This window comes from Leuconostoc carnosum, assembly GCF_014207505.1.
Classification (GTDB): domain Bacteria; phylum Bacillota; class Bacilli; order Lactobacillales; family Lactobacillaceae; genus Leuconostoc; species Leuconostoc carnosum.
The window spans coordinates 14,178-38,098 of record NZ_JACHGL010000008.1 but is presented as its reverse complement, the minus strand read 5'-3'; the positions used below and the strand labels follow the sequence as shown (position 1 = coordinate 38,098).

General features: G+C 37.3%; 22 protein-coding genes. 7 read left to right on the top strand and 15 right to left on the bottom strand.

What is annotated here, in order from left to right; translation table 11 throughout:
• Positions 1-7: 7 nt before the first annotated feature.
• From rbsD to HNQ98_RS08450, 10 genes are all read right to left on the bottom strand, one after another.
• Positions 8-406: a D-ribose pyranase gene (gene rbsD / locus HNQ98_RS08495; protein ID WP_135197947.1), complete on the bottom strand. Its 399-nt coding sequence runs from the start codon at positions 404-406 to the stop codon at positions 8-10.
• Between the two features lie 220 nt (positions 407-626).
• A complete protein-coding gene (rbsR, locus tag HNQ98_RS08490; protein WP_135197952.1) occupies positions 627-1,616 on the bottom strand; it encodes a ribose utilization transcriptional repressor RbsR in 990 nt (329 codons plus the stop codon).
• Between the two features lie 137 nt (positions 1,617-1,753).
• Complete coding sequence (locus tag HNQ98_RS08485) at positions 1,754-2,323, bottom strand: xanthine phosphoribosyltransferase (protein WP_014975070.1); 570 nt, start codon at positions 2,321-2,323, stop codon at positions 1,754-1,756.
• Positions 2,324-2,386: 63 nt separating this feature from the next.
• A complete protein-coding gene (locus HNQ98_RS08480; RefSeq protein ID WP_135197948.1) occupies positions 2,387-3,310 on the bottom strand; it encodes a magnesium transporter CorA family protein in 924 nt (307 codons plus the stop codon).
• Positions 3,294-3,752 (bottom strand): GNAT family N-acetyltransferase, encoded by a 459-nt coding sequence (locus HNQ98_RS08475; protein WP_019040403.1) that lies wholly within the window; start codon positions 3,750-3,752, stop codon positions 3,294-3,296. The genes HNQ98_RS08480 and HNQ98_RS08475 overlap by 17 nt, the downstream gene beginning before the upstream one ends.
• Positions 3,753-4,129: 377 nt before the next feature.
• Positions 4,130-4,969 (bottom strand): membrane protein insertase YidC, encoded by an 840-nt coding sequence (locus tag HNQ98_RS08470; RefSeq protein ID WP_014975073.1) that lies wholly within the window; start codon positions 4,967-4,969, stop codon positions 4,130-4,132.
• Between the two features lie 3 nt (positions 4,970-4,972).
• A complete protein-coding gene (gene rnpA / locus HNQ98_RS08465; protein ID WP_014975074.1) occupies positions 4,973-5,320 on the bottom strand; it encodes a ribonuclease P protein component in 348 nt (115 codons plus the stop codon).
• Positions 5,321-5,415: 95 nt separating this feature from the next.
• Complete coding sequence (gene rpmH / locus HNQ98_RS08460; protein ID WP_002816117.1) at positions 5,416-5,550, bottom strand: 50S ribosomal protein L34; 135 nt, start codon at positions 5,548-5,550, stop codon at positions 5,416-5,418.
• Between the two features lie 193 nt (positions 5,551-5,743).
• Positions 5,744-6,463, bottom strand: a complete 720-nt coding sequence (locus HNQ98_RS08455; protein ID WP_135197949.1) for a YebC/PmpR family DNA-binding transcriptional regulator — start codon at positions 6,461-6,463, stop codon at positions 5,744-5,746.
• A 69-nt stretch (positions 6,464-6,532) separates the two neighbouring features.
• A complete protein-coding gene (locus HNQ98_RS08450; protein WP_135197950.1) occupies positions 6,533-7,066 on the bottom strand; it encodes an rRNA large subunit pseudouridine synthase E in 534 nt (177 codons plus the stop codon).
• Between the two features lie 499 nt (positions 7,067-7,565).
• Between HNQ98_RS08450 and dnaA the strand changes: the two genes are divergently transcribed.
• The 6 genes from dnaA to gyrA all read left to right on the top strand — a co-directional run bounded on the left by dnaA (position 7,566) and on the right by gyrA (position 16,688).
• A complete protein-coding gene (gene dnaA, locus HNQ98_RS08445) occupies positions 7,566-8,912 on the top strand; it encodes a chromosomal replication initiator protein DnaA (RefSeq protein WP_014973539.1) in 1,347 nt (448 codons plus the stop codon).
• A 193-nt stretch (positions 8,913-9,105) separates the two neighbouring features.
• Positions 9,106-10,239, top strand: a complete 1,134-nt coding sequence (gene dnaN / locus HNQ98_RS08440; protein WP_135197219.1) for a DNA polymerase III subunit beta — start codon at positions 9,106-9,108, stop codon at positions 10,237-10,239.
• 157 nt (positions 10,240-10,396) lie between these two features.
• Positions 10,397-10,852, top strand: coding sequence for a S4 domain-containing protein YaaA (yaaA, locus tag HNQ98_RS08435; RefSeq protein WP_014973541.1), 456 nt, complete (start codon positions 10,397-10,399; stop codon positions 10,850-10,852).
• Positions 10,834-11,964: a DNA replication/repair protein RecF gene (gene recF / locus HNQ98_RS08430; protein ID WP_135197220.1), complete on the top strand. Its 1,131-nt coding sequence runs from the start codon at positions 10,834-10,836 to the stop codon at positions 11,962-11,964. The genes yaaA and recF overlap by 19 nt, the downstream gene beginning before the upstream one ends.
• 64 nt (positions 11,965-12,028) lie before the next feature.
• The gene (gene gyrB / locus HNQ98_RS08425; RefSeq protein ID WP_014973543.1) at positions 12,029-14,038 is read left to right on the top strand and encodes a DNA topoisomerase (ATP-hydrolyzing) subunit B; all 2,010 of its coding nucleotides are present in this window, start codon (positions 12,029-12,031) and stop codon (positions 14,036-14,038) included.
• A gap of 91 nt (positions 14,039-14,129) precedes the next feature.
• Positions 14,130-16,688 carry a DNA gyrase subunit A gene (gene gyrA / locus HNQ98_RS08420; RefSeq protein WP_135197221.1) on the top strand — a complete coding sequence of 853 codons (2,559 nt, stop codon included), beginning with the start codon at positions 14,130-14,132 and terminating at the stop codon, positions 16,686-16,688.
• Positions 16,689-16,879: 191 nt separating this feature from the next.
• Here the strand turns inward: gyrA and HNQ98_RS08415 are convergent, their stop codons facing one another.
• The 5 genes from HNQ98_RS08415 to HNQ98_RS08395 form a co-directional block, all read right to left on the bottom strand.
• Complete coding sequence (locus HNQ98_RS08415; RefSeq protein ID WP_014973545.1) at positions 16,880-17,131, bottom strand: PspC domain-containing protein; 252 nt, start codon at positions 17,129-17,131, stop codon at positions 16,880-16,882.
• Between the two features lie 32 nt (positions 17,132-17,163).
• Positions 17,164-18,501, bottom strand: coding sequence for a DUF4097 family beta strand repeat-containing protein (locus HNQ98_RS08410; protein ID WP_019041372.1), 1,338 nt, complete (start codon positions 18,499-18,501; stop codon positions 17,164-17,166).
• The gene (locus HNQ98_RS08405) at positions 18,498-18,848 is read right to left on the bottom strand and encodes a PadR family transcriptional regulator (RefSeq protein ID WP_135197223.1); all 351 of its coding nucleotides are present in this window, start codon (positions 18,846-18,848) and stop codon (positions 18,498-18,500) included. The genes HNQ98_RS08410 and HNQ98_RS08405 overlap by 4 nt, the downstream gene beginning before the upstream one ends.
• Positions 18,849-19,102: 254 nt before the next feature.
• A complete protein-coding gene (locus HNQ98_RS08400) occupies positions 19,103-19,840 on the bottom strand; it encodes a helix-turn-helix domain-containing protein (protein ID WP_135197224.1) in 738 nt (245 codons plus the stop codon).
• Positions 19,841-20,276: 436 nt separating this feature from the next.
• Positions 20,277-20,891, bottom strand: a complete 615-nt coding sequence (locus HNQ98_RS08395) for a TetR/AcrR family transcriptional regulator (RefSeq protein ID WP_135197225.1) — start codon at positions 20,889-20,891, stop codon at positions 20,277-20,279.
• A 126-nt stretch (positions 20,892-21,017) separates the two neighbouring features.
• On the opposite strand from HNQ98_RS08395, the gene HNQ98_RS08390 reads away from it, so the two are divergent.
• Entirely contained in the window at positions 21,018-23,768 is a 2,751-nt protein-coding gene (locus tag HNQ98_RS08390; RefSeq protein WP_135197226.1) for a YhgE/Pip domain-containing protein, read from the top strand.
• The last annotated feature ends 153 nt before the right edge of the window (positions 23,769-23,921 follow it).

The window sequence follows — 23,921 nt, the reverse complement described above, 5'->3', positions numbered from 1 at the left end:
TACCAGCTTAAAAAATGACACCACTTTCTAATATAATATTGGCAAAAGGCGTTTCCTCTCCTGTTCGAATAAATGCCTTACTTTGCTTCAAATTTTGTTTTAACGCTATGTGTGAAATAAATACAACCGTCACGCTTTCACCAAATCGTTGCGTCAACTGCTCCAACATAGCCGGATTTTGTTGCTTAATTTCTTCAGCAAGATATATTTTTTCAACAGCCAATTCATCTAGCACCGCATCTAAAACAGCTAGTAAGCTAGGCAATCCTTTTTTGATACTTAGATCTATCTTCTCTGTTTCTCGAGGTACAGGTGTCCCAGCGTCACCAATCGCTAACCAGTCCATATGCCCCATATCAGCAACGACACGTGAAATATCTGAATTTAATATACCTTTCTTTTTCATGGCTTTTCTTCTCCATTTTATTTTTAGTAAAACGTTTTACTTTAAGCGGAAAAAAATACAGCAAACAGAATAGTTTTTATTCTGTAAGCGCTTCCACGATTCTAATTTAACGTGCTATATGATATTTGTCAACTCATTAAACTCACAGCATGTCACTTAGACACAATAAAAAGCTTATTTCAAAACTCTCCTCAAGTTAAAATAAGCTTTTTATCATACTTTATATTTTTCTAGTTGACTCACGTGCTACTAATTTTAGTTGAAATTTTTGTATTTGTGGCGGTGATTGTGGAAACTTAAGCCGATTTAAAATGAGACTTAATACAGCTGAACCTATCTCAAAAACTGGTTGTGTTACTGTCGTTAAAGTTGGAATAAAAAACTCAGCATAATCGGCATCATCATAGCCAGCTATTGAAATATCTCCTGGAATTGTCATGCCTAAATTCACCAATCCACGCATCAACCCCATTGCCATTTCGTCATTAAATGCAAAAACAGCTGTTACTTGACTGTCAATCACGCTCTGACTCATACGAAAACCACCATGCTTAGATAATTTTTCAGCTGTTAGTATAATAGGATTAACATCATATTTTTGTAAGGTAGCTAAAAAACCATCTTGGCGCTCAAGCATATTTTGTGTCAACATTTCAGGCAATACCATAGCAATCTTTTGATGACCTAGCGTCACAAAGTGATCAGCCACTAAACTACCGCCTTGAAATTCATCTACAATAATTTTATCACGAGCTGCTTCATCGTTATTTTGGTCTAAAACAAGGTATGGAATATTTTGTTTACTTAAAAGTTGAGCTATGGCTTTATCATTTGGAAACTGTCGCCCAAAAATAAGCGCATCAACGCCTCTTTCAACAAGTGAGTGAATAGTATTTTCAAGATGATTATCTGGTGACGATAAAAATACCATTCTAACCGATGATGGCGCATGTGTTTCCATACTCTGAATTAAATCAGCAAAAAAAGGTAGTCGAAAAGATGGCACAATCACACCAATCAGTATCGTTGTTTTACTTTTCAACGATCGCGCTGCATGATTTGGCACATAACCAAGTTCATCACGTGCTTGCAGTACTTTGTCGATTGTTGCCTTAGAAAATCGGTGTCCTTTACCATTAATGATTTGCGAAACAGTTGTAATTGACACACCAGACAAAAGTGCAACATCTTTTATAGATGCTTTTTTCACCATTTTCTGTTCCCCTGACTTAATTAAATTTCCTTTGTCCATAAGCGCTTTTTGCTATAAATTATATCGCCATCAACAACTTGCGTTAATTGATATGATATCACTTATTACAGTGTTTCACGTGGAACATAATATCATTACAAAAATGCTACTTGCCCATCCACAAATGCTTTTACCCGAGCTAAACTTTCGACACGAATACCTTGTTCATCTAAAATTTGACGCCCTTTTTGAAAGGTTTTTTCAATAACAATACCTGCACCAACAACGTGTGCATCAGCTTGACTAGCAATTTTCAATAACCCATTAACAGCCTGACCGTTAGCTAAAAAATCATCAATAATGAGCACTTTTTCACCACTTTTTAAAAATTGCTGATCAATCATAATTTGATTTGTGGTTTGTTTTGTAAATGAATAAACATCTGCTGCCCAAACGGTGGTTGGTAAAGTCAAAGATTTATTTTTACGTGCAAATACAACTGGTACATGTAATGATAAACCAGCAAAAACTGCTGGCGCGATACCAGATGATTCAACTGTTAAAATTTTATCAATCTTATCATTGGCAAACAACCGTGAAAATTCTTCACCCATAGCAGCCATAAGTTCTGGATCAATTTGATGGTTTAAAAAAGCATCTACCTTCAGTATCTCATCTCCCAAAATACGACCGTCTTGTTGAATACGTTCCTCTAATAGTTTCATGATCATTCCTTTTTCTAGGGTTTAAGCTTGTTATTTTTCACCAATAAACATGTTGTTTATGGCCTATTTTCTAAAGAAGCCATTGATAGCCAATAATAAACTAACAGCTGCCATTAACAAGACCGTTATGACAATGGTAACCCACCAACCACTAATTGCGTCAGCAAATGGTAGCCATTTAACATTTTCACCGTAAAAGCCACTAACAATTGTAGGCACTGTCAAAACAATCGAATAGACAGTTAATACCTTCATTGTCCAGTTCAAATCACGGTTACTGAGATTACCATAAGCATCAGAAATAGAATTAATCACCGTGAGAGCTAGGTTAGCCATATGTTCAGCCTGACCAACTTCCACACGTACATCATCAATATGCTCTATTTCAAATGTTAACAGCGTTTTTTGAAAGTCTTTTTTAAAAACATCAAGCATCACATGATTGTTAGCTAATGAATTTTGAATATAAATCATCTGTGTTTGCAGCCGTAATAGTTCATTCATTTGCTTTGTTGTTCGTTTTTGCTGACCAAATTGCGCTTGAATAATGCGCCGTTTACGATTAATCTCTGTCACTTGTTCAACATAACGCGTCATTAAAGAATATAAACCCGTCATAACAAAGTCAACCGCACTAATTTCCGTATCATCATGACGCTTCTGGCGATTTTGAGGGTCCAATAAAACAGCTTGAATATAATCCGTCACATCGTGTGAGAACGTATATAAATTACCGTGAGCAAATAAGATACCAATGGGGCGTGTTTCAACAGCTTCATCATGGTATGAGATAACATCGATGACCATTAGCGATTCATCGGCAGAAGTATCATATTCCATACGAACTGCCTCGTTATTATCAACCGCATAACCTATCATTTCACTGGTCAAATGATGAGTAATCACTAACTCTTCCCTATCATCTGAAGTCATGTTTGGCACATGATACCATGTAAATTTTTTAAATACTTTAACTGTTTCGATCATCTCTATACGTCACATTCGCTGGATTTGCTAAAATTGAGGTCGCTATTATTTTAAAACCTTCACGTTTATAAAACTGTTGTGCTCGCTTATTAATACGTACAACTTTAAGTTCCAAAGGTCGTCGTACTTCTTGGCGCGCCCACGTCAATAATTGCTGGCCAATCCCTTGATTTTGCCACCCTTCCTTAATAAAAAGTAAATGTAAAAAGCTGTCTTCTTCTGAAAGTGATGCAAAACCGACAATTTCTTCTTCAATGATCGCTACCTGCACATGTTCACCTTGCGTGACTGTCACAAAATCTTCTAGACGTGGGTTTTTTACCCAAGGGAAACTAGCTAAACGTGTGTCTAAGTAAATGCGCGCAAGCGCAGTCGCATCGTCTGGTCGCATTGCACGTAATTTTAAATGATTATTGGCTAAAGTCTTTTTTTGCTTAATCATTAATCTTAATGTGTCTTTCTTAATCTGATTGTCCAGGCATATTTAACTTATCACACCATAACCATTTCCTATTAACTTAGAAACGGTCATAAATGCCATAAGAATGCCTAAAACCTATGGTTTATATTATAACAGTTTTTGTTACGTTGAGTGAGTTAGGACTTGTTGAATATAATCCTGTTTTAACAATCAACTATTATCAGAAAAAGCGGACAACTCTTTGTTCACTTCAATGCCAAACTCACATTTTACAGCACAACAATTAACAATATTATTTCCGATAGGTACAGTAATTGTCATTAGCCCGACCACGAATTTGAATTATTCTGCAAAAAAAAAGCAAACCAGGTACGGTTTACAGTAAATATTTATATTAATTAACGCTTATTACCACGCTTAGCTTTTCTAATTTTGCGCTGAATCTCACGCTCTTTTTCCGCTTTTAATTCACGTTGACGGCGAATTTTAAATGGATTTTGTAAGAAAAATGTCTGAATCGTTTGGAACAAGTTTCCAACAACCCAATACAGCGACAAAGCGCTTGGTACGGCTATTGCGGAAAAGAAGATAACAACAGGGAAAATATACGGCATTGCTTTTGTTATCCCCGTTTGCTCTGGGTTAGACTGCATTGATAACCAAGATGAAGCAAATGTGAAAATTGCAGCTAAGATGGGTAATACAAAGTACGGGTCACGATTCCCGAGTTGTAACCACAAAAATTGACCTGATCTTAAAACTGGCGAATTATAAATACCTTGATACAAGGCAATCAAAATTGGCATTTGTACAATCAAAGGCAACATTGAAGCAAAGGGATTGACCCCTGCGTCCTTATACAGCGCCTGCTGTTCTGCCATCATCAATTGACGACTCTCAGTGTCTTTACCTGGATACTTGGCTTGCAACGCCTTTAAAGCCGGTTGAACAACTTGCATTTTCATCATTGATTGAATTTGATAAACCATCAACGGTAAAATCAAAAAACGAATCAAAACTGTGAAAATAATAATACCAATACCATAACTATTGCCAAACCATGCTGATGTCCCTAAGATAGCTGATGTAAATGCCGCAACAATCGCACTCCAAAAGCTGTGCGATGCAATATGTCCCTCAAAGGTTACACTAGCAATAACAATAATAACCAGCGCTACAACAGCCAATATAAGTGGTAATGGTCCAATTCTCTTTAAAATATTTTCAAAACGTTTCATCAATTATTTTTCTACTTTCAGTATTTGAGCTAATTGTAGCACATGGATCATCTGTTCTTTAATGAATTTTTGACTCTTGTGAGCCACTGCTGGACGTGCAATTACCAATAAATCTAGCTCATTTGGTAATTGCGGTTTTAATTCCAAAATACTTTGCCGAATACGACGTTTCACCCAAACACGATCGTGTGCCTTACCTACCTTTTTACTGACAGAAAGTCCTAGTCGAAAATGTTTTTGCTCTGATTTATGCAATTGATAAACAATAAAGTATTTATTGGCAACAGATTGGTGTTTATTAAAAACAACCTGAAAATCTGCTGGTTTTTTAATTCGAAAAGTTTTTCTCATTAGATTTAATCTCACTTGAGGTGCTCACATGGCCGTTAACCATACTGCTCACAATTTTTAATAAATAAAAAAGCCACTGCATAGCAGCGACCTTGTTAGGCAGATAGAACCTTGCGGCCCTTTGCACGACGGCGAGCCAAAACTTTACGACCGTTGCTCGTGCTCATACGCTTACGGAATCCGTGTACGCGTTCACGATGACGCTTCTTTGGTTGGTATGTACGCTTCATGTGTGTTCACCTCCATTCGCGATTTTTACCTGCAAAAACTTTGCAATTCGACATTAATCATAACATGGATCAACTTCATTAGCAACCTTATGCCACCAATTAAATATAATCAAAATTTAGCTTCTCAATACTATGCGTGTTTACGTCTGACCACTTCATACATTCACTATGATATAACTACGTCAATATCTGATTATGATAAGGCCACATTATGATGAACAGTTTGTACATCTTCATCAGATTCAAGGACATCAACTAATTTTTCAAATACGGCTAAATCATCCCCACTTAAAGTCATCTCAGATTGTGGTAGCATGCTAATTTCTGTCGTCGTAAATTCAGTTACCCCACTTTGGCGCAAAGTTTCGATAGCTTTATGCAAATCACTGGGTTCAGTATAAACAACAACCTGATCATCTTGTTGTTCAGCATCACGTACGTCTACTTCTGCATCTAACAGGTTCTCCAACACAGTATCAGCATCATTACCCTCAAAAACAATGACACCAGTTTCGTCAAACAGGTAGCTGACCGATCCTGCTGCGCCGAAATTACCACCATTCTTGTTGAATGCTGTCCGTACATTTGTTGCAGTACGGTTAACGTTGGATGTTAATGTGTCCACAATAATCAGCGAACCATTAGGTCCGAAACCTTCATAACGACCCTTAATAAATGTTTCGTCTCCTGAACCACTTGCTTTTTCAAGCGCACGTTCGATCACATGTTTTGGTACTTGTGCTTGCTTAGCACGTTCAATCACAAACTTTAATGTCGAATTGGCTTCTGGATCAGCACTGTTACCTTGTTTGGCAGCAGCATAAATTTCAATACCATACTTACTATTAGTTTTTGCGGCGGCGCCATCTGTCTGCGCCTTTTTCATCTTAATGTTTTCCCATTTGCGTCCCATGTTCTACCTCATGACATTTATATCTTTTACTATTATAACGGTTTCTAATCACTTTGCATCAATCATTCTCTATTTTATGATGCGATATTGTCCTGGTTTTAAATCAGCAATGTGATAATCACCAATATGAGTACGAATCAACCGTAAAGTTGGTATCCCTACTGCCGCTGTCATACGTCGCACCTGACGATTACGACCCTCTTTAATTTTAAGTTGAATAAAGCTCGTTGGCTGATTCTGACGTACACGAATTGGTTTATCGCGCTCCCACAACCATTTTGGATACGGTATGCGTTTAACCTTGGCTGGTAAAGTTAGTCCATCTTTTAAGTCAACACCCTGCTCTAACTGTTTTAACTGTTGTTTTGTTGGTATCCCTTCAACTTGAACAACATAAGTTTTATAAGCTTTGTTGTCCGGATCAGTTAGTTGATGGTTGAGCTTACCATTATCTGTTAACAATAATAACCCTTCACTATCCATGTCTAAGCGGCCAGCAGCATAAACTCGTGGTATATCAATGTAGTTAGCTAGTGTTGCGCGTCCCTCATTGTCGGTGAATTTAGTTAGAACGTTATATGGTTTGTTAAATAGTACAATCATAGCATTAATTATAACATAGCTTAAAAGGCGAACAGATGTCTACTCGTTTTTTAAGGTCTTAACCTTTTCTTTACTATTCACAAGGTTATAAAAAACAAGTCACAACCTTGTGTACGAGTAGCTTTTTAACTTTGATTAACCACAAGGGTGTTCACAAGTTATCCACATATCCACAGCTTGTGATTGCCAAATTGTGGATAATGTTCATAACGAATCTCAAATAGTGTCCTTACCCACTTTTAAATGTGCACAACATTGTTCGTTTGTGGATAACTCGCACATTTGTTCGTTTTTGTATCCACAAAGTGTTTACTATTTTGTCCACAGCTGTTGATATTCTCTAAAGTTGTCTCTCAGCTGTGGAAAACTTATTTCCTTACTGTTATAATAAATCTTGCTACTTCTTTAAATAGATAAGTGAGTCGATCGGTCGTCATGTTAATTCGAATTGATTTACCATCAATTTCGCACAGCGACCGATATATTAGGAGATATTTTTGTGACAAAACCCATAACAAAAGAAGAATTGTGGAATCAAATCAAAGCCAAATTCTATCAAGAAATTGGCCCGGTTTCGTTCGACACGTACATAGAACCACTTTCGCCGGTTACCTTAACAGAGTCTAGCATTATCCTAGAGGTACCAGCTGATGAGAGTACGGATATTATTGATAATTGGAATAAATCCTACGCGATGAGTTTTGTACAATATGCCATGGAAATTGCAGAAGGGTTTATTAAGCCGGAATTACGGGTAGCACAAACACTCACGAAACCCGCACAAGTTCTCAATGACAATTTATCATTTACACGTGAATCTGACTTAAATGAGAACTTTACGTTTGACAAATTCGTTGTTGGCACAGGTAATGAAAATGCCTATGCCATCGCACGTGCAGTTGCTGAAGATCCTGGTCGTGTCTACAATCCATATTTAATTTATGGTGGTGTCGGCTTAGGGAAAACACATCTGATGCAAGCAATTGGCAATGCGTATTCGAAAACCACACCCAGTGCACGTATCAAATATGCAACAGCCGAAGATTTTCTAAACGATTTTACCGAATCTCTGCGAGCAGGAGAGGGCGCAACTGCAGCGTTTAAAAAAGAATATCGCACCGTTGACTTGCTACTTATTGATGATATTCAGTTTTGGTCGGGCAAAGAAAAAGTTCAAGAAGAATTTTTCAACACATTTAATGTCCTAACCAAAACTGGTAAACAAATTATCATGACTTCAGATAAGTTACCAACCGAGATTGTTGATTTACAATCTCGTCTAACTTCTCGCTTTGAAGCAGGGATATCAATGGACATTCAAAAGCCTGATTTGCCAACGCGTGTTGCTATTTTGAAAAATTTGGCCGAAACAGACAATTTAACAATTCCAAATGATGTATTAGAGCTGATTGCTGATAAAATCGATTCTAATATTCGCACGTTGGAAGGTACTTTCCACCGATTTGAAGCGATGTTAAGGTTTAGAAATAAACCCGCCACAAAAGAAACGGCACAACAAATATTAGGTGATCTAAATATTAACCAAGGTTTTAAAATCACAGTTGAACGCATTCAACAAGTTGTGGCTGACTATTACATGCAGACAATCGCCGATCTCAAAAGCACCAGCCGGAAAAAAGATCTCGTGACAGCTCGTCACGTTGCCATGTATTTGACACGAACTTTGACAAATGAAAGCTTACCAGATATTGGCAGAGCTTTTGGTGGCAGAGATCATTCCTCGGTGTTACATGCAACCAACAAAATTACCGAAAAAGCTGAATCAGATGCCCGAACAAAAGAAATGCTCGATGCATTGACTGACGAGATCAAAAACGGTAAATAACTGATTGTGGATAAAGAAGAACAACTATGACGTTTTTCCCACAGCATTGTGCACAACTAAAAGTTATAGCCTTATTATACACAACCCGCTTTTCCCCAACTTTCACAGCCCTTATTATTACTACTAGATTTTTAATTAACTTATTTAAAACAATTAATCCGCTGGATTGCTCACATAAAAAGGAGAATACCTGATGCAATTTTCAATTAATCGTCAAGCTTTTATCAAAGCATTAAATGATGTCTCACGTGCTATTTCATCTCGAACAACAATTCCTATTTTGACAAATATCAAAATTCTCTTAAACGATGAAGAATTAGTATTAACCGGATCAAATGCAGATATTTCTATTGAAACGCGAATTGACCAGTCAGATACAGCGGCACAACTCGTTATTAAAAAAACTGGTGGCATTACACTACCCGCAACGTTTTTTTCTAATATTGTCAAAAATTTGCCAGCAGATGATATGACATTAGCCGTTGAAGGCGTTCGTGCAAGTATCACTTCAGGCGCATCAGATTTTACAATTAATGGTCAAGATGTCCGTAACTATCCACAATTACCAGAAATGGATGATGTGCAGAGTTTAAGTGTTTCAGCAGCGCAATTAATTGATATTATTTCACAAACAAAAATTTCAGCATCCACACAAGAAAGTCGACCTATCTTAACGGGGATTCATTTAGCATTAGATGGTACAGATGTTAAGGCAGTAACCACAGATTCACACCGTTTATCACAACGGATTGTGACATTAACTGGCACAGATGCGCATATTCAGGCTGATGTGATTATTCCAGCTAAGTCATTTAATGAATTACAGAGCCTACTTGAAGGACAAGACCGTGTGGACATCAAACTAGCTACAAATCAAGCGATGTTTGATTTAGGACATACATCATTTTATTCACGCTTATTAGAGGGGAACTATCCAGAAACTGATCGATTAATTCCGACTGAAAGTACAACACAATTAACAATTGAGGCTAGTACATTACTTGGTGCCATTGGCCGAGCAAGTTTGTTAAGTCATGAAAGTCGAAATAACGTCGTACAGCTAACTTTAACTAGCGGTGTTGTGACTTTAAAAGGGACATCACAAGAGGTTGGTGAAGTTCAGGAAGAGTTGGTAGCTCAATCAGTTGACGGTGCTGATTTAGAAATTTCATTTAACCCAGACTATGTTCGAGATGCATTACGTATATTTAGTGGTAAGTCTGTTGATGTGAAATTTACCAGTAACTTACGTCCATTTACAATTACACCAGCTGGTGAAACAGATAATAAGCAATTACAATTAATTACACCAGTACGCACATTTTAAGCAATAGTCGCTAGAATAGACTGATTTACGTTCTCAATAAATTTAATCGAAAATAAACAAAAATCCTTAAAACGTCCTAAAATCGCTTAAAAACGATTTTAGGACGTTTTTTAAAGAACTTAAGATGAAAAAATGGTATAATACTCAAGTAACTAATATGACGAAAAATGTAAAAATCACAACTGAATACATCACACTCACTCAATTGCTCAAAGAAGAAAATATTATTTCTTCTGGTGGACAAGCTAAATACTATCTCATGGATTTTCCGGTGATGCTTAATGGCGAGGAAGAAAACCGTCGTGGTAAAAAATTGTACGACCATGATCAGATTATCATTGACGGTGAAACGTACGTTATCGAATTAGCGGAAAATGTTGATGAGCTAATCGCAGCGACACAACAAGAAAAAGATGAGCGTGCTGCCGCTGCCAAAAAGACCATTCGTAATGATCGCATCAAAGCACAAAAGGCCGCTGTCGCTAAAGAACGTAAAGAAGCACGTTTTGCAGAATTACGTCGTAAAAATGGCACACGCGCTGGTGGATTTGGGAGATCAAAGCAAGGTACTAGAGGACCAAAGGGGCCGGGTTCTTGGAACTCAAATCGTTAAAGCTCACAAATTATCGTAATTATGCTGATTTAGCGTTGGATTTTAGTGAGGGCATTAATGTGTTTTTGGGTGAGAATGCGCAAGGAAAGACGAATTTGTTGGAGAGCATTTACGTTTTAGCTTTAGCGCGTTCGCATCGTACGAGTAGTGATAAAGATTTAATTCGTTGGCAAGAAAAAGAAGCAACCATTAGTGGTCGTGTAAAGAAAAATATTAGCGAAACGCCATTATCTTTGCATTTTTCTAACAAAGGCAAGCGCGCACGTGTTAACCATCTGGAACAATCCAAGTTATCTCAATATATTGGCCAATTGAATGTTATTTTATTTGCACCAGAAGACCTCGAGTTGGTTAAAGGGGCACCTAGTGTTCGCCGACGATTTATTGATATGGAATTTGGACAAATGAATCCATTGTATTTATACAACACAACACAGTATCGCCGTATATTAAAGGATCGCAATGCCTACTTAAAACGATTGCAACTCAAGCAAACGACAGATACCATGTTTTTGGACGTCTTAACATCACAATTAGTTGATGTGGGCGCCCAAGTACTATTAGCGAGGCAGGGCTTTTTAGAAAAATTACAACAGGCAGCACAGCCGATTCATGCAACGATTTCTAATCAGCAAGAGACGCTAACACTCAAGTATCAAAGTGCTGTTGAAGTTAATCAAGGCATAGACTTAGAAACAATAAAATCAGCCTTTGAATCAGCTTTAATGCGGCAGCGACCACGCGAAATTATGCAAGGGTCAACACTTGTTGGGCCACATCGTGATGATATTCAATTCATTGTTAATGAGAATGATGTGGCAGTCTTTGGCTCGCAGGGCCAACAAAGAACAACAGCTTTAGCCATTAAATTAGCTGAAATAGATTTGATGCAGCAAGAAACGGGAGAATATCCGGTTTTGCTACTAGATGATGTTTTAAGTGAATTAGATGCTAATCGTCAGACACACTTACTGTTGGCGATTCAAGATAAAGTTCAAACATTTATAACGGCGCCATCATTAAGTGATGTTGCACGGCAGTTGATTCATGAACCTAAAGTGTTTCACGTCCAGCAAGGTCGTATTGATGTCGAAGAAGAGGCGCAATCATGAGTAAGTTGCGTGATTAACCTGTTGCAAATCAGGTTTTATTATATTCAACTATCTGGAGAAAAATATGTCTGAAGAAAATAATAAAGCAGTAGAAAATATTGATGGCATCGTTACGGATGATGAAGAAATTCGTCAATCTAGTACGGTTGATGCCAGCGCTGGTGATTATAATGCAGACCAAATTCAAGTACTGGAAGGTCTTGAAGCGGTACGTAAGCGACCAGGAATGTATATTGGAACGACAACAGCACAAGGTTTGCACCACTTGGTCTGGGAAATTGTTGATAATGGTATTGATGAAGCCTTAGCTGGTTTTGCAACACATATCACGGTAGCCATCGAAAAAGATAATTCAATTACGGTTACAGACGATGGTCGTGGTATTCCAGTTGATATCCAAAACAAAACTGGAAAACCAGCGCTTGAGACAGTGTTTACTATTTTACACGCTGGTGGTAAGTTTGGCGGTGGCGGTTATAAAGTTTCTGGTGGTCTTCATGGGGTTGGTGCATCAGTTGTTAACGCGTTATCAACTGACCTAGATGTTAGAGTTATTCGTGATGGGCAAGTCTATTATATGGATTTCAAGACCGGTCGCGTGAACACCAAAATGGTTAAGTTAGATGAAAAGCCAACGATTAGCCGTGGGACAATTGTCCACTTTAAACCAGATACAGATATTTTTCGTGAAACAATAGAATTTAGCTACAATACTTTATTGACTCGTGTCCGAGAATTAGCTTTTTTGAATAAAGGATTACGTATTTCAATTACTGATAATCGACCAGAACAGTCAGTGACTGAAAGTTTTCACTTTGAGGGTGGGATTAAAGAATATGTAGCTTATTTAAATGCTGATAAAACAGCTGTATTCCCAGATCCAGTGTATGTTGAAGGTGAAGAAAATGGCATCGTTGTTGAAGCGGCACTGCAGTATACCACTGATATTAAAGATAGTTTACGAACATTTACTAATAATATTAATACCTATGAAGGTGGTACCCATGAAACAGGCTTTAAGACAGCCTTGACACGTGTTATCAACGATTATGCCCGTAAACATGGGCAACTTAAAGATAATGCGGAAAGTTTGACAGGTGAAGATGTACGAGAGGGGATGACAGCAATTGTCTCAATCAAGCATCCAGATCCACAATTTGAAGGGCAAACGAAGACCAAGCTAGGTAATTCAGATGCGCGTCAAGCGACTGATCGTATGTTTTCAGAGACTTTTAGTCGTTTCATGATGGAAAATCCACCAATTGCTAAGCAAATTGTTGAAAAGGGTATTTTGGCACAAAAGGCCCGTCTGGCAGCTAAGCGTGCACGTGAAATGACGCGTAAGCAGTCTGGCTTGGAAATTAGTAATTTACCTGGAAAACTAGCCGATAATACCTCTAATGATCCATCTATTTCGGAATTGTTCATCGTCGAGGGAGACTCGGCCGGTGGTTCAGCTAAACAAGGGCGTAACCGTTTGACTCAAGCTATCTTACCAATTCGTGGTAAGATTTTAAATGTTGAGAAGGCGACTTTGGATAAGGTACTAGCTAACGAAGAAATCCGTTCATTATTCACAGCAATGGGTACAGGATTTGGTGAAGATTTTAACGCTGGAAAAGCGAATTATCACAAAGTGATTATTATGACCGATGCCGACGTTGATGGTGCACATATTAGGACGTTGCTGTTAACATTGTTTTATCGCTACATGCGACCATTAGTTGATGCTGGGTATATTTATATTGCACAACCACCTTTGTATGGTGTGGCGCTTGGTAATTCTAAAACACGAGAATATTTAGATTCTGATGAAGAACTTGAGGCATATTTAGCGCAATTACCATCAAATATTAAGCCAAAGGTACAACGTTATAAGGGACTAGGAGAGATGGATTTTGATCAGCTTGCTGATACAACAATGGATCCTTTAAATCGTCGTTTATTGCGTGTTGACCCTGCAGATGCTGAGGCAGCCGATAGTATCTTTGATATGTTAATGGGGGACGATGTTGCCCCACGTCGTGAATTTATTGAAGAAAATGCGGTGTTTGTTGAGAATTTAGATATTTGATATATACCGTATTGATTTAACGTTAAGTTTGAATGATAGCATTCAAGCGGGTACATAGTAAGAGTTCAAAAAATTGACCAAGGAGTAACAAATGTCTGAACAAAATGACACGCGCATTCGCAATGCGAATTTGTCTGAACAAATGAAAACATCATTTCTATCGTATGCAATGTCAGTTATTGTGGCGCGTGCTTTACCTGATGTTCGTGATGGTATGAAGCCTGTTCATCGTCGTATTTTGTATTCGATGATTGAACAAGGGAATACACCCGACAAACCGCATAAAAAATCTGCACGTATTGTTGGAGACGTTATGGGTAAATATCATCCACACGGTGATTCGGCGATTTATGAATCAATGGTGCGTATGGCGCAACCATTTTCATACCGTCACATGTTAGTGGATGGTCATGGTAACTTTGGTTCGGTCGATGGTGACAGCGCTGCGGCTATGCGTTATACTGAAGCGCGTTTATCTAAAGTTGCTATGGAAATGGTCCGTGACTTGAATAAAGACACGGTTAATTTTGTGCCCAACTATGATGGTGAAGAGCGAGAACCTGAAGTACTACCTGCACGTTTTCCAAATTTGTTAGTCAATGGTGCGACTGGGATTGCCGTTGGTATGGCAACAAATATTCCAACACATAACTTGGGTGAGGTTATTTCAGCCATTCATATTCTGATGAATAACCCAGAAGCAACAACAACTGATTTAATGGAGGCATTGCCGGGACCTGATTTTCCAACAGGTGGTATTGTCATGGGTAAGTCAGGCATTCGACGTGCTTATGAGACAGGACGTGGTCGTGTAACAGTGCGTGCCAAGGTTGATATCGAACAAACCAAGACAGGGAAAGAACAAATTATTGTTACTGAGTTGCCTTACGCTGTTAATAAGGCACGTTTGATTGAGCGTATTTCTGAGCTTGCGCGTGATAAGCGTATTGAAGGCATTACTGCAATTCGTGATGAATCAGATCGTGACGGTTTGCGTGTATCTATTGATGTACGTCGTGATGCGTCAGCTAGTGTGATTTTAAATAATTTATATAAAGAAACTTTATTGCAAACAAACTTCAGTTTCAACATGTTAGCAATTAATGGTGGAAAGCCTCAAACAATGGGCCTCAAAGAAATTTTAGAGGCTTATCTCGTACACCAGCGAGAAGTTATTCGTCGTCGTACGGCCTTTGATTTGCAGAAGGCACAGGCGCGTGCACATATTCTTGAAGGCTTGCGGATAGCGTTGGACCATATTGATGCCATCATTGGTATTATTCGTTCATCTAAAACATCTGAAGAAGCTAAGAGACATTTGATTGATGGTTACGCACTAAGCGATAAACAAGCACAAGCGATTTTAGACATGCGTTTGGTGCGCTTAACAGGCTTAGAACGTGATAAGATCGAAGATGAGTATCAGAAATTAGTTGAATTAATTACTGATTTGAAAGATATTTTGGCACATGAGCATCGTGTTGATGATATCATTTATAATGAATTACTTGAAATTCAAACAAAATTTGGAGATCCACGTCGCACAGAACTACAAGTTGGTGATGTGACAAATATTGAAGATGAAGATTTGATTGAAGAAGAAGCAGTCATCGTTACATTAACACGTAATGGTTACATTAAACGTGTACCACAGGCGGAATTTAAAGCCCAAAATCGTGGTGGTCGTGGTGTTCAGGGGATGAACGTTAATGATGAGGACTTCGTTGATCAGATGGTTGCCACATCAACACATGATACGTTACTCTTTTTCACAAATAAGGGCAAAGTCTATCGGATGAAAGGCTATGAAGTACCTGAATATGGCCGTCAAGCCAAGGGTATTCCAGTTGTTAATTTACTGAATTTTGAAGGTGACGAAAAAATTCAGACTGTAATCACTGTGAAAGGTGAGGCGAGTGAAAGCCAAGATTATCTATTCTTTGTGACACGACAAGGTGTCGTTAAGCGTACTGCTGTGAGTGAATTCTCAAATATTCGAACAAATGGGCTAAAGGCTTTGACGTTGCGTGATAATGATGAAGTCTTATCTGTTCAAATTACTGATGGAACACAGAGTATTATTATTGCTACAAAAGATGGGTATTCTGTTCGTTTTTCTGAAGAAGATGTCCGTATTATGGGCCGTGCTGCTGCTGGTGTCCGAGGTATTCGCTTACGTGAGGGAGATCTAGTTATTGGTTCTGATGTTTTGAGCCAACAAGATAATGTATTGATCATCACCGAGAATGGTTACGGGAAACAAACACCTGCTACAGAGTACCCAATTAAAGGGCGTGGTGGTAAGGGTATAAAAACAGCTAATATCACTGAGAAAAATGGCTCATTAGCTGGTATGATTATTATTAATGTTAATAAAGATATTATGGTAACAACGACTCAAGGCGTAATGATTCGCTTTGCTGCATCAACTGTGAGCCAAACAGGACGAGCAACAATGGGTGTTCGCTTGATTCGCTTAGAAGATGGCGCACAAGTGGCTACCCTAGCTAAAGTCGATCATGAAGATGAACCACTTGATGAAGTGACTGAAGATGTTCCACGTGAAACACCATTAGATAGTAATCAACTTGATCAGGTTACTGATTTATTAGATCGTGCCTCAACAGATGATACCTCAACCGAAGAATAGTAAATGTTTGAGTAACATCATTACAATAAAAAACCGATGACTGTTAATGTCATCGGTTTTTTATTATGAACGTCCTTTTTTTATTGTAAAAAGACTAAATACGTAATCTACCATATAACCTCCATTGTCAGTGAGATAAATTATAATACGAAAAAAATGGTTATATCACTTGACGAGGAGGCTAACTTTATTTAATTATCATCTGGTGTAATGTCTTTACGGCTCCCATGAGTGTAGCGATGTGTCCGGCGTGGTGAATCTGGAATAATAATCCACGCCAAAATATAAAGTACAATACCAGGAATAACTGGGAAGATAGAGAGAATAACATATATTACACGAACAATTGTTGCATCCCAACCAAAATATTCCGAAATGCCACCGATAACACCACCTACCATGCGGTTATTACGTGATCGCGTTAATTGCTTTTTATGAGTCATAATTAATCTCCTTTTAATTGAAATAATTGGTATTAATACACCTTAATTGTACCAGAATTAGTTGTTGCGTCAATTGTAAAGCGCGGGTCATCTCCAAAGAATCCACGTTTATAATTGCTTGTATCTTTATCAAGATGACTACTATCTGTGCGTTCAATTTTAATACTGCCAGAATTGGAGTTTAAGTCAAAGTAGAAATCTTGCGTTTCTGGTGTTGTCATGCGAACACGCCCACTACTAGTTTTCAATTTAAGATCACTAGTTAGTTTATTGATTCGTAAACGAACAGAACCAGAATTGATCTTTATTTTGCCACCACCGGTAAAGTGATTAATGTCCGCTGATCCAGAGGATAGGTCGATTTGAGCTTGATTAATTGTGGTGTGGTCAAGTTTAGTATGACCTGAGCGACTATCAATTTTTGCGGTTTCAAAGAGTATGTGATCAGCTTGAATATTACCAGAGTGCGCTTGCCAGTCAGCATGTTTAGCTTGAATATGCTGGGCTTTAAAGTTAACAGATTCGATATTAACATTGAAGTTGGCTAAAGTAATATCTTGTACTAATATATTGCCATTACGATTAATAATGGTAATATCACTGTTTGTTATAGATTTTGGTAGACCAATATTAATTAATTTACGTACATGGAAAATGAGTGGGGAATCACCTTGAGTTACTGAAATATGATCATCTGTCTCATGTATAGTGGCAAAATATCGGCTGTTATCACGACTGAAATACTCATCTAAAGTGATCAAATCAAGTTTATCATTTGTATAAAAATGGACGGTTGCATCTTTATAGTCAAAAATTAGTGATTGCGTGCTGATTGGAATTTGGGCGTTATGATGAGCTGCAGCCCAGGATGGCATTTTAAAATTTCCAGAGTCGAACATGCTCTCTTCGTTGTTGTCGTTATCATCAAACTTATAATATTTTCTACCAATACGGGCACCATCATGATCAACATGTAACCAATCGCCAAGGTTTACTTTATCATTTTTACCATCAATAACAATATCATCACCTAATCTAACACCTTTACCGTTGATGTGTAAATTACCAATATGCACGCCGTCATCAGAAAAGTCTACAAAGGGTTTTTTGTTTTGATTGGATTTGGATTGATGCTCATCGCTTGTATGTTGTTGACTTATATCGCTGAGGACGCTTTCTATATCACCCAATTGATCAAAGGCATCATCGAGTGCTTCATCGTGCGAACGATCCTGTTTAGCAAAGTCTTGATAAGCTTCAAGCAAATCAGCGACAAGCTCTTCTTTGAATTCAGTTAATTGGTTATTTGGTGTGTATTGTGAGAAAAGGACATCCAAACGCGTGCGTATTTCCATTTCTATACTTGTCATAGATTGTCTCCTTCAGTTACTTCGCCACTGATTAGGTGACTAATGATGTTTTTGGCGAATTGCCACTCGTTCAAAGCAGCTTCGAGATGTTGCCTACCTGAACTAGTAATTTTATAATACTTACGGCGGGCACCCTGTGTTTCATCGCCCCAATAGCTCTCAATTTCACCAATTTTTTCTAAACGACGAAATGCAGTATAAAGCGTGGCTTCATTAAGGCTATATTGATTATCACTTAGGCTACGAATAGATTTTGATACTTGATAGCCATAGGAATCACCTTGGCTGAGAATGTTTAATATAATCGTATCTGTGTGACCACGAATAAGATCTTTAGAAATATCCATTTTGCCACCTTCTTTTAACTTATAAGTATAGCATAAAACAAATTACTGTGTTTGTCAAAGTAATTTGTTTTATGAGGCTATTAAGTTGAATCAATATGGTGTTAACAAAGTATCATGTGGCAGCTGGCATAGTAAATCACAATTAATTGATGTTATTTACAGGGATTTTTGCTATTGTAGATTTAATATAAGCATGTCATATAAAAGCGCACATGTAGTTAGACTGAATCTGATTACATGTGCGCTTTTTAAATTTAATATTGCCAAGAGGACAGATTATTATTTGCCAGATACTTAATTCGGTTTTGAAACTGTTCTAAAGATTCTGGTTCAGTTTGGCTCATCCATACTGAGATAAAGCCCATAAGTGTTTCAATAAGATATTCAGTCGCTAGATTATCATTGTATGACGACTCATTTAACGTATGTTGAAGGAGGATTGATTTATATTTTGACTTAATAAATTGCATCCACACACCTTTAATGTAAGGACGTGTGTATAAAATATGTAGTTCATTTTTTTTACTGTAAAGTAAAGGGGCCATATCATCTATAAAAACTGCCATAACGTCATCATTAGTCGCCAGCCTGTCTGCCACTCTCATTTTAATATTTTGATCAACTTGGTGTATGATAGCATAAACTAAATCATCATAGGATGGGAAATATGACGTAATCTGTTCTGCTGATAGGCCGGATAAAGCTTGAATATTTTCAAGACTTGGCGCCTCATCTCTACTATGATACATGCTTTTTACAAAGGATGATAAAATGAGTTTTTCTTCTTTACTATCAAAGGGTTCATCGATAAAAAAAGCCATTGGTAGTTGAAAATTTTCAATAATATGTAACATCATTTCAGTTGTTGGATGCGCTACACCGCGCTCCCAATTAGATACAGATTGAAATGAAATATATAACTTTTCAGCAAATTCTTGTTGTGTTAGTTCGTTTGTTTTTCGAAGTTGCTTGATTTTTTCGCCAATACTCATTCATACCTCTATCAGTTAGTTTAATGTTTACATTATACAGCAAAATAACGAAAACACCTACTATTCGTGATTTAATGAACAATAAGTATTTATTATAAATTTATGTAGCATAGATTAACTCATTAAAAAACAACATTATATCACAAAAACTATAAAAATCAATAATATATATTGGGCTAAATTAGCAGTAATTAATTGAAATTTTTGCTGGGTTATTTTGCTACAATTTAATTGGGAGCATATCAAATTGTAGCAAAAAGATACGCTGGGGAACCCTATTCTAAAAAATAGTGAGCGATGTTTTGATTAGCGCTTGATTCACTATCTTTCGGGATAGGTTTTTTTATTTAAATTTTTAATTGTAGTCAGTAATAAGAGAGTAAAAGAAAGACATCATGAACAAAACGTATATCATACGTTTTGTTCATGACATCTTTCACTTTAGTTGATACGAAGCAAGTAGACGACTATTAATTAAAATTTCAGCAATTTCAGTAGGTGACTCAGGTGATTCTTTTTGGAGCCAATGACCAATAATGCTCATCAAGCTAGTGATTAATAGATCATGCTTGTAATCAATTGGTATAACATTTTTCTCATCTTTAAAAATTAATTGATAATGCTCCTTGATTTGTTTATCAATCAGAGTTTTCAGTTGGTAAAGAAATTGTGAATCACCATTTTGTGATAATAAAGATTTGATGATGGTACGATTTTGATCAAGATAATCAAAAGATTGAATAAAACTACGGTAAGGTGAGTCGGTTAAGTTTTCGGTAGTTTTTTTTGTTTCTGAGTGATCTAACCAAGAAATTGTGCAGTCAATATTTGTTTGCATTAACCTTGTTAAGTTGCTGATCAGATTTTGTTCAACTTTTTCTAATAAGTCATATTTATCTAAATAGTAAACATAAAATGTGCCACGACTGAGTTCAGCAACACGCGCAATGTCTGAAACGGTGAGGTTAGTAAATCCTTTCTCGTTAATTAAAACAATTAACGCTGATATAATTCGCTGTTGTGTAATTTCGTTTTTCCTTTGTCTGTTCATGAGATACTCCGATAATTATTAGACATTTTTCAAAAAATTGTATATTGATTTTGTGCCTTTTAATGACTAATATAAACTATAGTTTAAAATAAATCAACACGTTGTTCAAAAAAGGGGAATAAAATCATGCTTGGAATAGAGTGGCAAAAGATTTGGCGGAATAAATTTATGGTGATTGTTTTAATTGCTGTTATGTTGGTTCCGTCACTCTACGCTTTAGGATTTTTAAAATCAATGTGGGATCCGTATGGTGAAATTAAAAATTTACCTGTTGCAGTGATTAATGAGGATCAATCAGTCAAGTATAACGGCAAGACCCTAGCTGTTGGTGAACAATTAAAACACAATTTAGAAAATTCGAATACAATGAAATTTAGTTTTCCAAGTCAAAAAGTTGCCAACAAAGGACTTTCAGACGGTAAGTATTATATGGTTTTAACCATTCCTAAAAGTTTTTCTGAAAATGCCACAACTTTGTTAGATGAACATCCGAAAAAAATGTCTCTACACTATAGTACTAGTTTAGGACATAGTTTTATTGCGGGTCAGCTCTCTAAAACTGGAGCTGAAAGTATTGCTCGAACTATTTCTAAACAAATAACTCAAAATTATGCTGAAGCTATGTTTCAACAAATGCAGGCGTTAGGTGGTGGATTTTCAACTGCGGCAAAAGGAAACCAGCAATTAGCCGCGGGTAGTCAAAAAATACAAAATGGAAATGATAAAATTGCAACGAATTTACAAGTTCTAGCTACCAGTAGTCTGAAATTTAGTGATGGTTCTAATACATTAACCCAAGGGTTGGGCCAGTATTTTAGTGGCGTGTCTCAGGCACAAAAGGGCAGTGCTAAGATTGCAACAGGGCTAAACAAACTGTCAGAAAAAATGCCTAGTCTTAATACTGGTGTGTCACAATTGTATACAGGCTCAACTAATCTTGAATCAGGACTCAATCAATATACTACTGGTATTGATAAAGTCAATACTGGTGCTAGTGCTCTAAATCAGGGCGCGCAGAAGTTAGTTACTGGTAGTACAGCAGTTAATTCTAGCGTTGAGAAATTATCTCATGGTTCAAATGATTTAAATACTGGCGTCATTCAATATACAGATGGGACAACAACTGCATTTAAAGCGAGTGAAAAAATTTCTAGTGGTTTGACACAGATGAATAGTGCATTAAACGATGCTGGTTCAAAAAATAAAATCCAGCAGTTACAAGCAGGATTAACAAGTTTTAAGACAGGATTAGACCAACTAAAAGCAGCTGTGAATAGCAGTAGTAATAATCAGCATGCTGGTGAAATTAATCAGCTCACCACTAGTATGGCAAGTTTGGCGGGCAATATCACGACAATTAACCAATATATGACTGGGACGCAAGCAAAGTTAAATACTGTAGCCAAAGAACAGCATCTCAGTGATCAACAGACTACAGCAATATCAAATGCGATATTGCCGACTGGAGGAGTTATCAGCGCACTTAAAGAGGCTACAAATAATCTAAGTACTTTGCAAACGCGTTTACAAACATTAGGAACAGCTGATGAAAACTCAAAGCAAGTTCAAAATGGAGTAAACCGTCTGGTTGACAGCTACGGTACTGGTGCAGAAACGACAACAGTTTATGGCGGTATCAACAGTCTTATTGGTTCAGTTCAGCAAGCAGGAGATCGCACGAATAAATTAGCAACTGGGGCAACACAGTTAACGACAGGACTTTCACAGCTTGATCAGAAGTCAAATCAGCTGGTTAATGGTGCGACACAGTTAACGAATGGTTTGACACAACTTAATGCGAATATGCCAACGTTAACCAATGGTATTAATGCTTTGGCAACAGGGAGTTCACAACTCAATACAGGAACCAGAGCATTATCTTCTAATGGCAAGCAGCTGAATACTGGTTCACAAAAGCTGACCAATGGTCTATCATCACTTAATACAAACATGCCAGTTATGCATTCAGCAATATCACAGTTGGCTAGTGGTAGCAATCAAGCAACAGCTGGGTTAGGTCAATTGACGAACCATAGTAACCAGCTATTGAGTGGTTCTCAGAAATTAACTCAGGGTGCCACGCAATTGTCTGATGGGTCAAATAAATTAGCATCAGGCTCTCAGAAACTAGGAGATGGTATTTCTCAAGTAGCCGATGGCAATAGTTTATTAGCTAATAAGCTCAGACAAGTAGGTGGTAAGGTCAGTGCAACTAAGGCAACACCACAGACTTATGAGCAATTAGCAAATCCCACTACCACAAAACATAGCGAAAAGGATACTGTACCGAATAACGGGACAGGCATGGCACCTTATATATTATCGTTATCGTTATTCATTGGTGCAGTCTCGTTTAACTTGATGTATGATTTGGTGACACCACTTAAGTATCCTAAAAAGGTTATGAGTTGGTGGGCAAGTAAAATGGCAGTTGTATATCCGTTTGCTTTTCTTCAAGGCGCGCTGATGTACTTGGTATCAGTTGTCATTGTTGGATTGAAACCCGTAAATTATGCTACGACTTTTGGCATAATCATTATGACATCCTTTGCATTTGTTACCATCGTTACGGCTCTTAATTTGTGGTTTGGAAAAGTAGGTTCCTTCTTGACAATGCTCTTGATGATAGTGCAATTAGGTGGGTCAGCTGGAACTTATCCGATTGAGCTATCAAATCATTTCTTTGAAGTTGTCCATCCGTACTTACCTATGACGTATTCTGTGAGTGCATTACGTCAGTCGTTGATGATTGGTCATTCGGCAACAGCAGATGTACTCGTCTTATTGGGAATGTTTGTGGTATTTACATTAATCATCATTAGCTTCTACATGATGAAAAAACGTAAACTCAAAAAAATTAATTATGCACACAGTTAATGAAATAATAAAAACAGTCTACTAAATGAGTAGGCTGTTTTTATTATTAATCCTTAAGAAATTGTCGGGTATTTCATAATATTTGTGTTAAAATGAAATGATTTCTAAAATATATATTTTTAAAGATTAATACTATTATTTAATCACATTGTA

Coding starts and splice junctions, on each gene's coding strand:
- HNQ98_RS08470 (WP_014975073.1), bottom strand. CDS start 4,969: ATGAAACGTTTTGAAAATATTTTAAAGAGAATTGGACCATTACCACTT.
- HNQ98_RS08410 (WP_019041372.1), bottom strand. CDS start 18,501: ATGACAAGTATAGAAATGGAAATACGCACGCGTTTGGATGTCCTTTTC.
- HNQ98_RS08475 (WP_019040403.1), bottom strand. CDS start 3,752: ATGATTAAGCAAAAAAAGACTTTAGCCAATAATCATTTAAAATTACGT.
- rnpA (WP_014975074.1), bottom strand. CDS start 5,320: ATGAGAAAAACTTTTCGAATTAAAAAACCAGCAGATTTTCAGGTTGTT.
- HNQ98_RS08405 (WP_135197223.1), bottom strand. CDS start 18,848: ATGGATATTTCTAAAGATCTTATTCGTGGTCACACAGATACGATTATA.
- HNQ98_RS08455 (WP_135197949.1), bottom strand. CDS start 6,463: ATGGGACGCAAATGGGAAAACATTAAGATGAAAAAGGCGCAGACAGAT.
- HNQ98_RS08390 (WP_135197226.1), top strand. CDS start 21,018: ATGCTTGGAATAGAGTGGCAAAAGATTTGGCGGAATAAATTTATGGTG.
- HNQ98_RS08400 (WP_135197224.1), bottom strand. CDS start 19,840: ATGAGTATTGGCGAAAAAATCAAGCAACTTCGAAAAACAAACGAACTA.
- HNQ98_RS08415 (WP_014973545.1), bottom strand. CDS start 17,131: ATGACTCATAAAAAGCAATTAACGCGATCACGTAATAACCGCATGGTA.
- gyrB (WP_014973543.1), top strand. CDS start 12,029: ATGTCTGAAGAAAATAATAAAGCAGTAGAAAATATTGATGGCATCGTT.
- HNQ98_RS08485 (WP_014975070.1), bottom strand. CDS start 2,323: ATGAAACTATTAGAGGAACGTATTCAACAAGACGGTCGTATTTTGGGA.
- HNQ98_RS08450 (WP_135197950.1), bottom strand. CDS start 7,066: ATGATTGTACTATTTAACAAACCATATAACGTTCTAACTAAATTCACC.
- HNQ98_RS08480 (WP_135197948.1), bottom strand. CDS start 3,310: ATGATCGAAACAGTTAAAGTATTTAAAAAATTTACATGGTATCATGTG.
- HNQ98_RS08395 (WP_135197225.1), bottom strand. CDS start 20,891: ATGAACAGACAAAGGAAAAACGAAATTACACAACAGCGAATTATATCA.
- dnaN (WP_135197219.1), top strand. CDS start 9,106: ATGCAATTTTCAATTAATCGTCAAGCTTTTATCAAAGCATTAAATGAT.
- rbsD (WP_135197947.1), bottom strand. CDS start 406: ATGAAAAAGAAAGGTATATTAAATTCAGATATTTCACGTGTCGTTGCT.
- rpmH (WP_002816117.1), bottom strand. CDS start 5,550: ATGAAGCGTACATACCAACCAAAGAAGCGTCATCGTGAACGCGTACAC.
- yaaA (WP_014973541.1), top strand. CDS start 10,397: ATGACGAAAAATGTAAAAATCACAACTGAATACATCACACTCACTCAA.
- gyrA (WP_135197221.1), top strand. CDS start 14,130: ATGTCTGAACAAAATGACACGCGCATTCGCAATGCGAATTTGTCTGAA.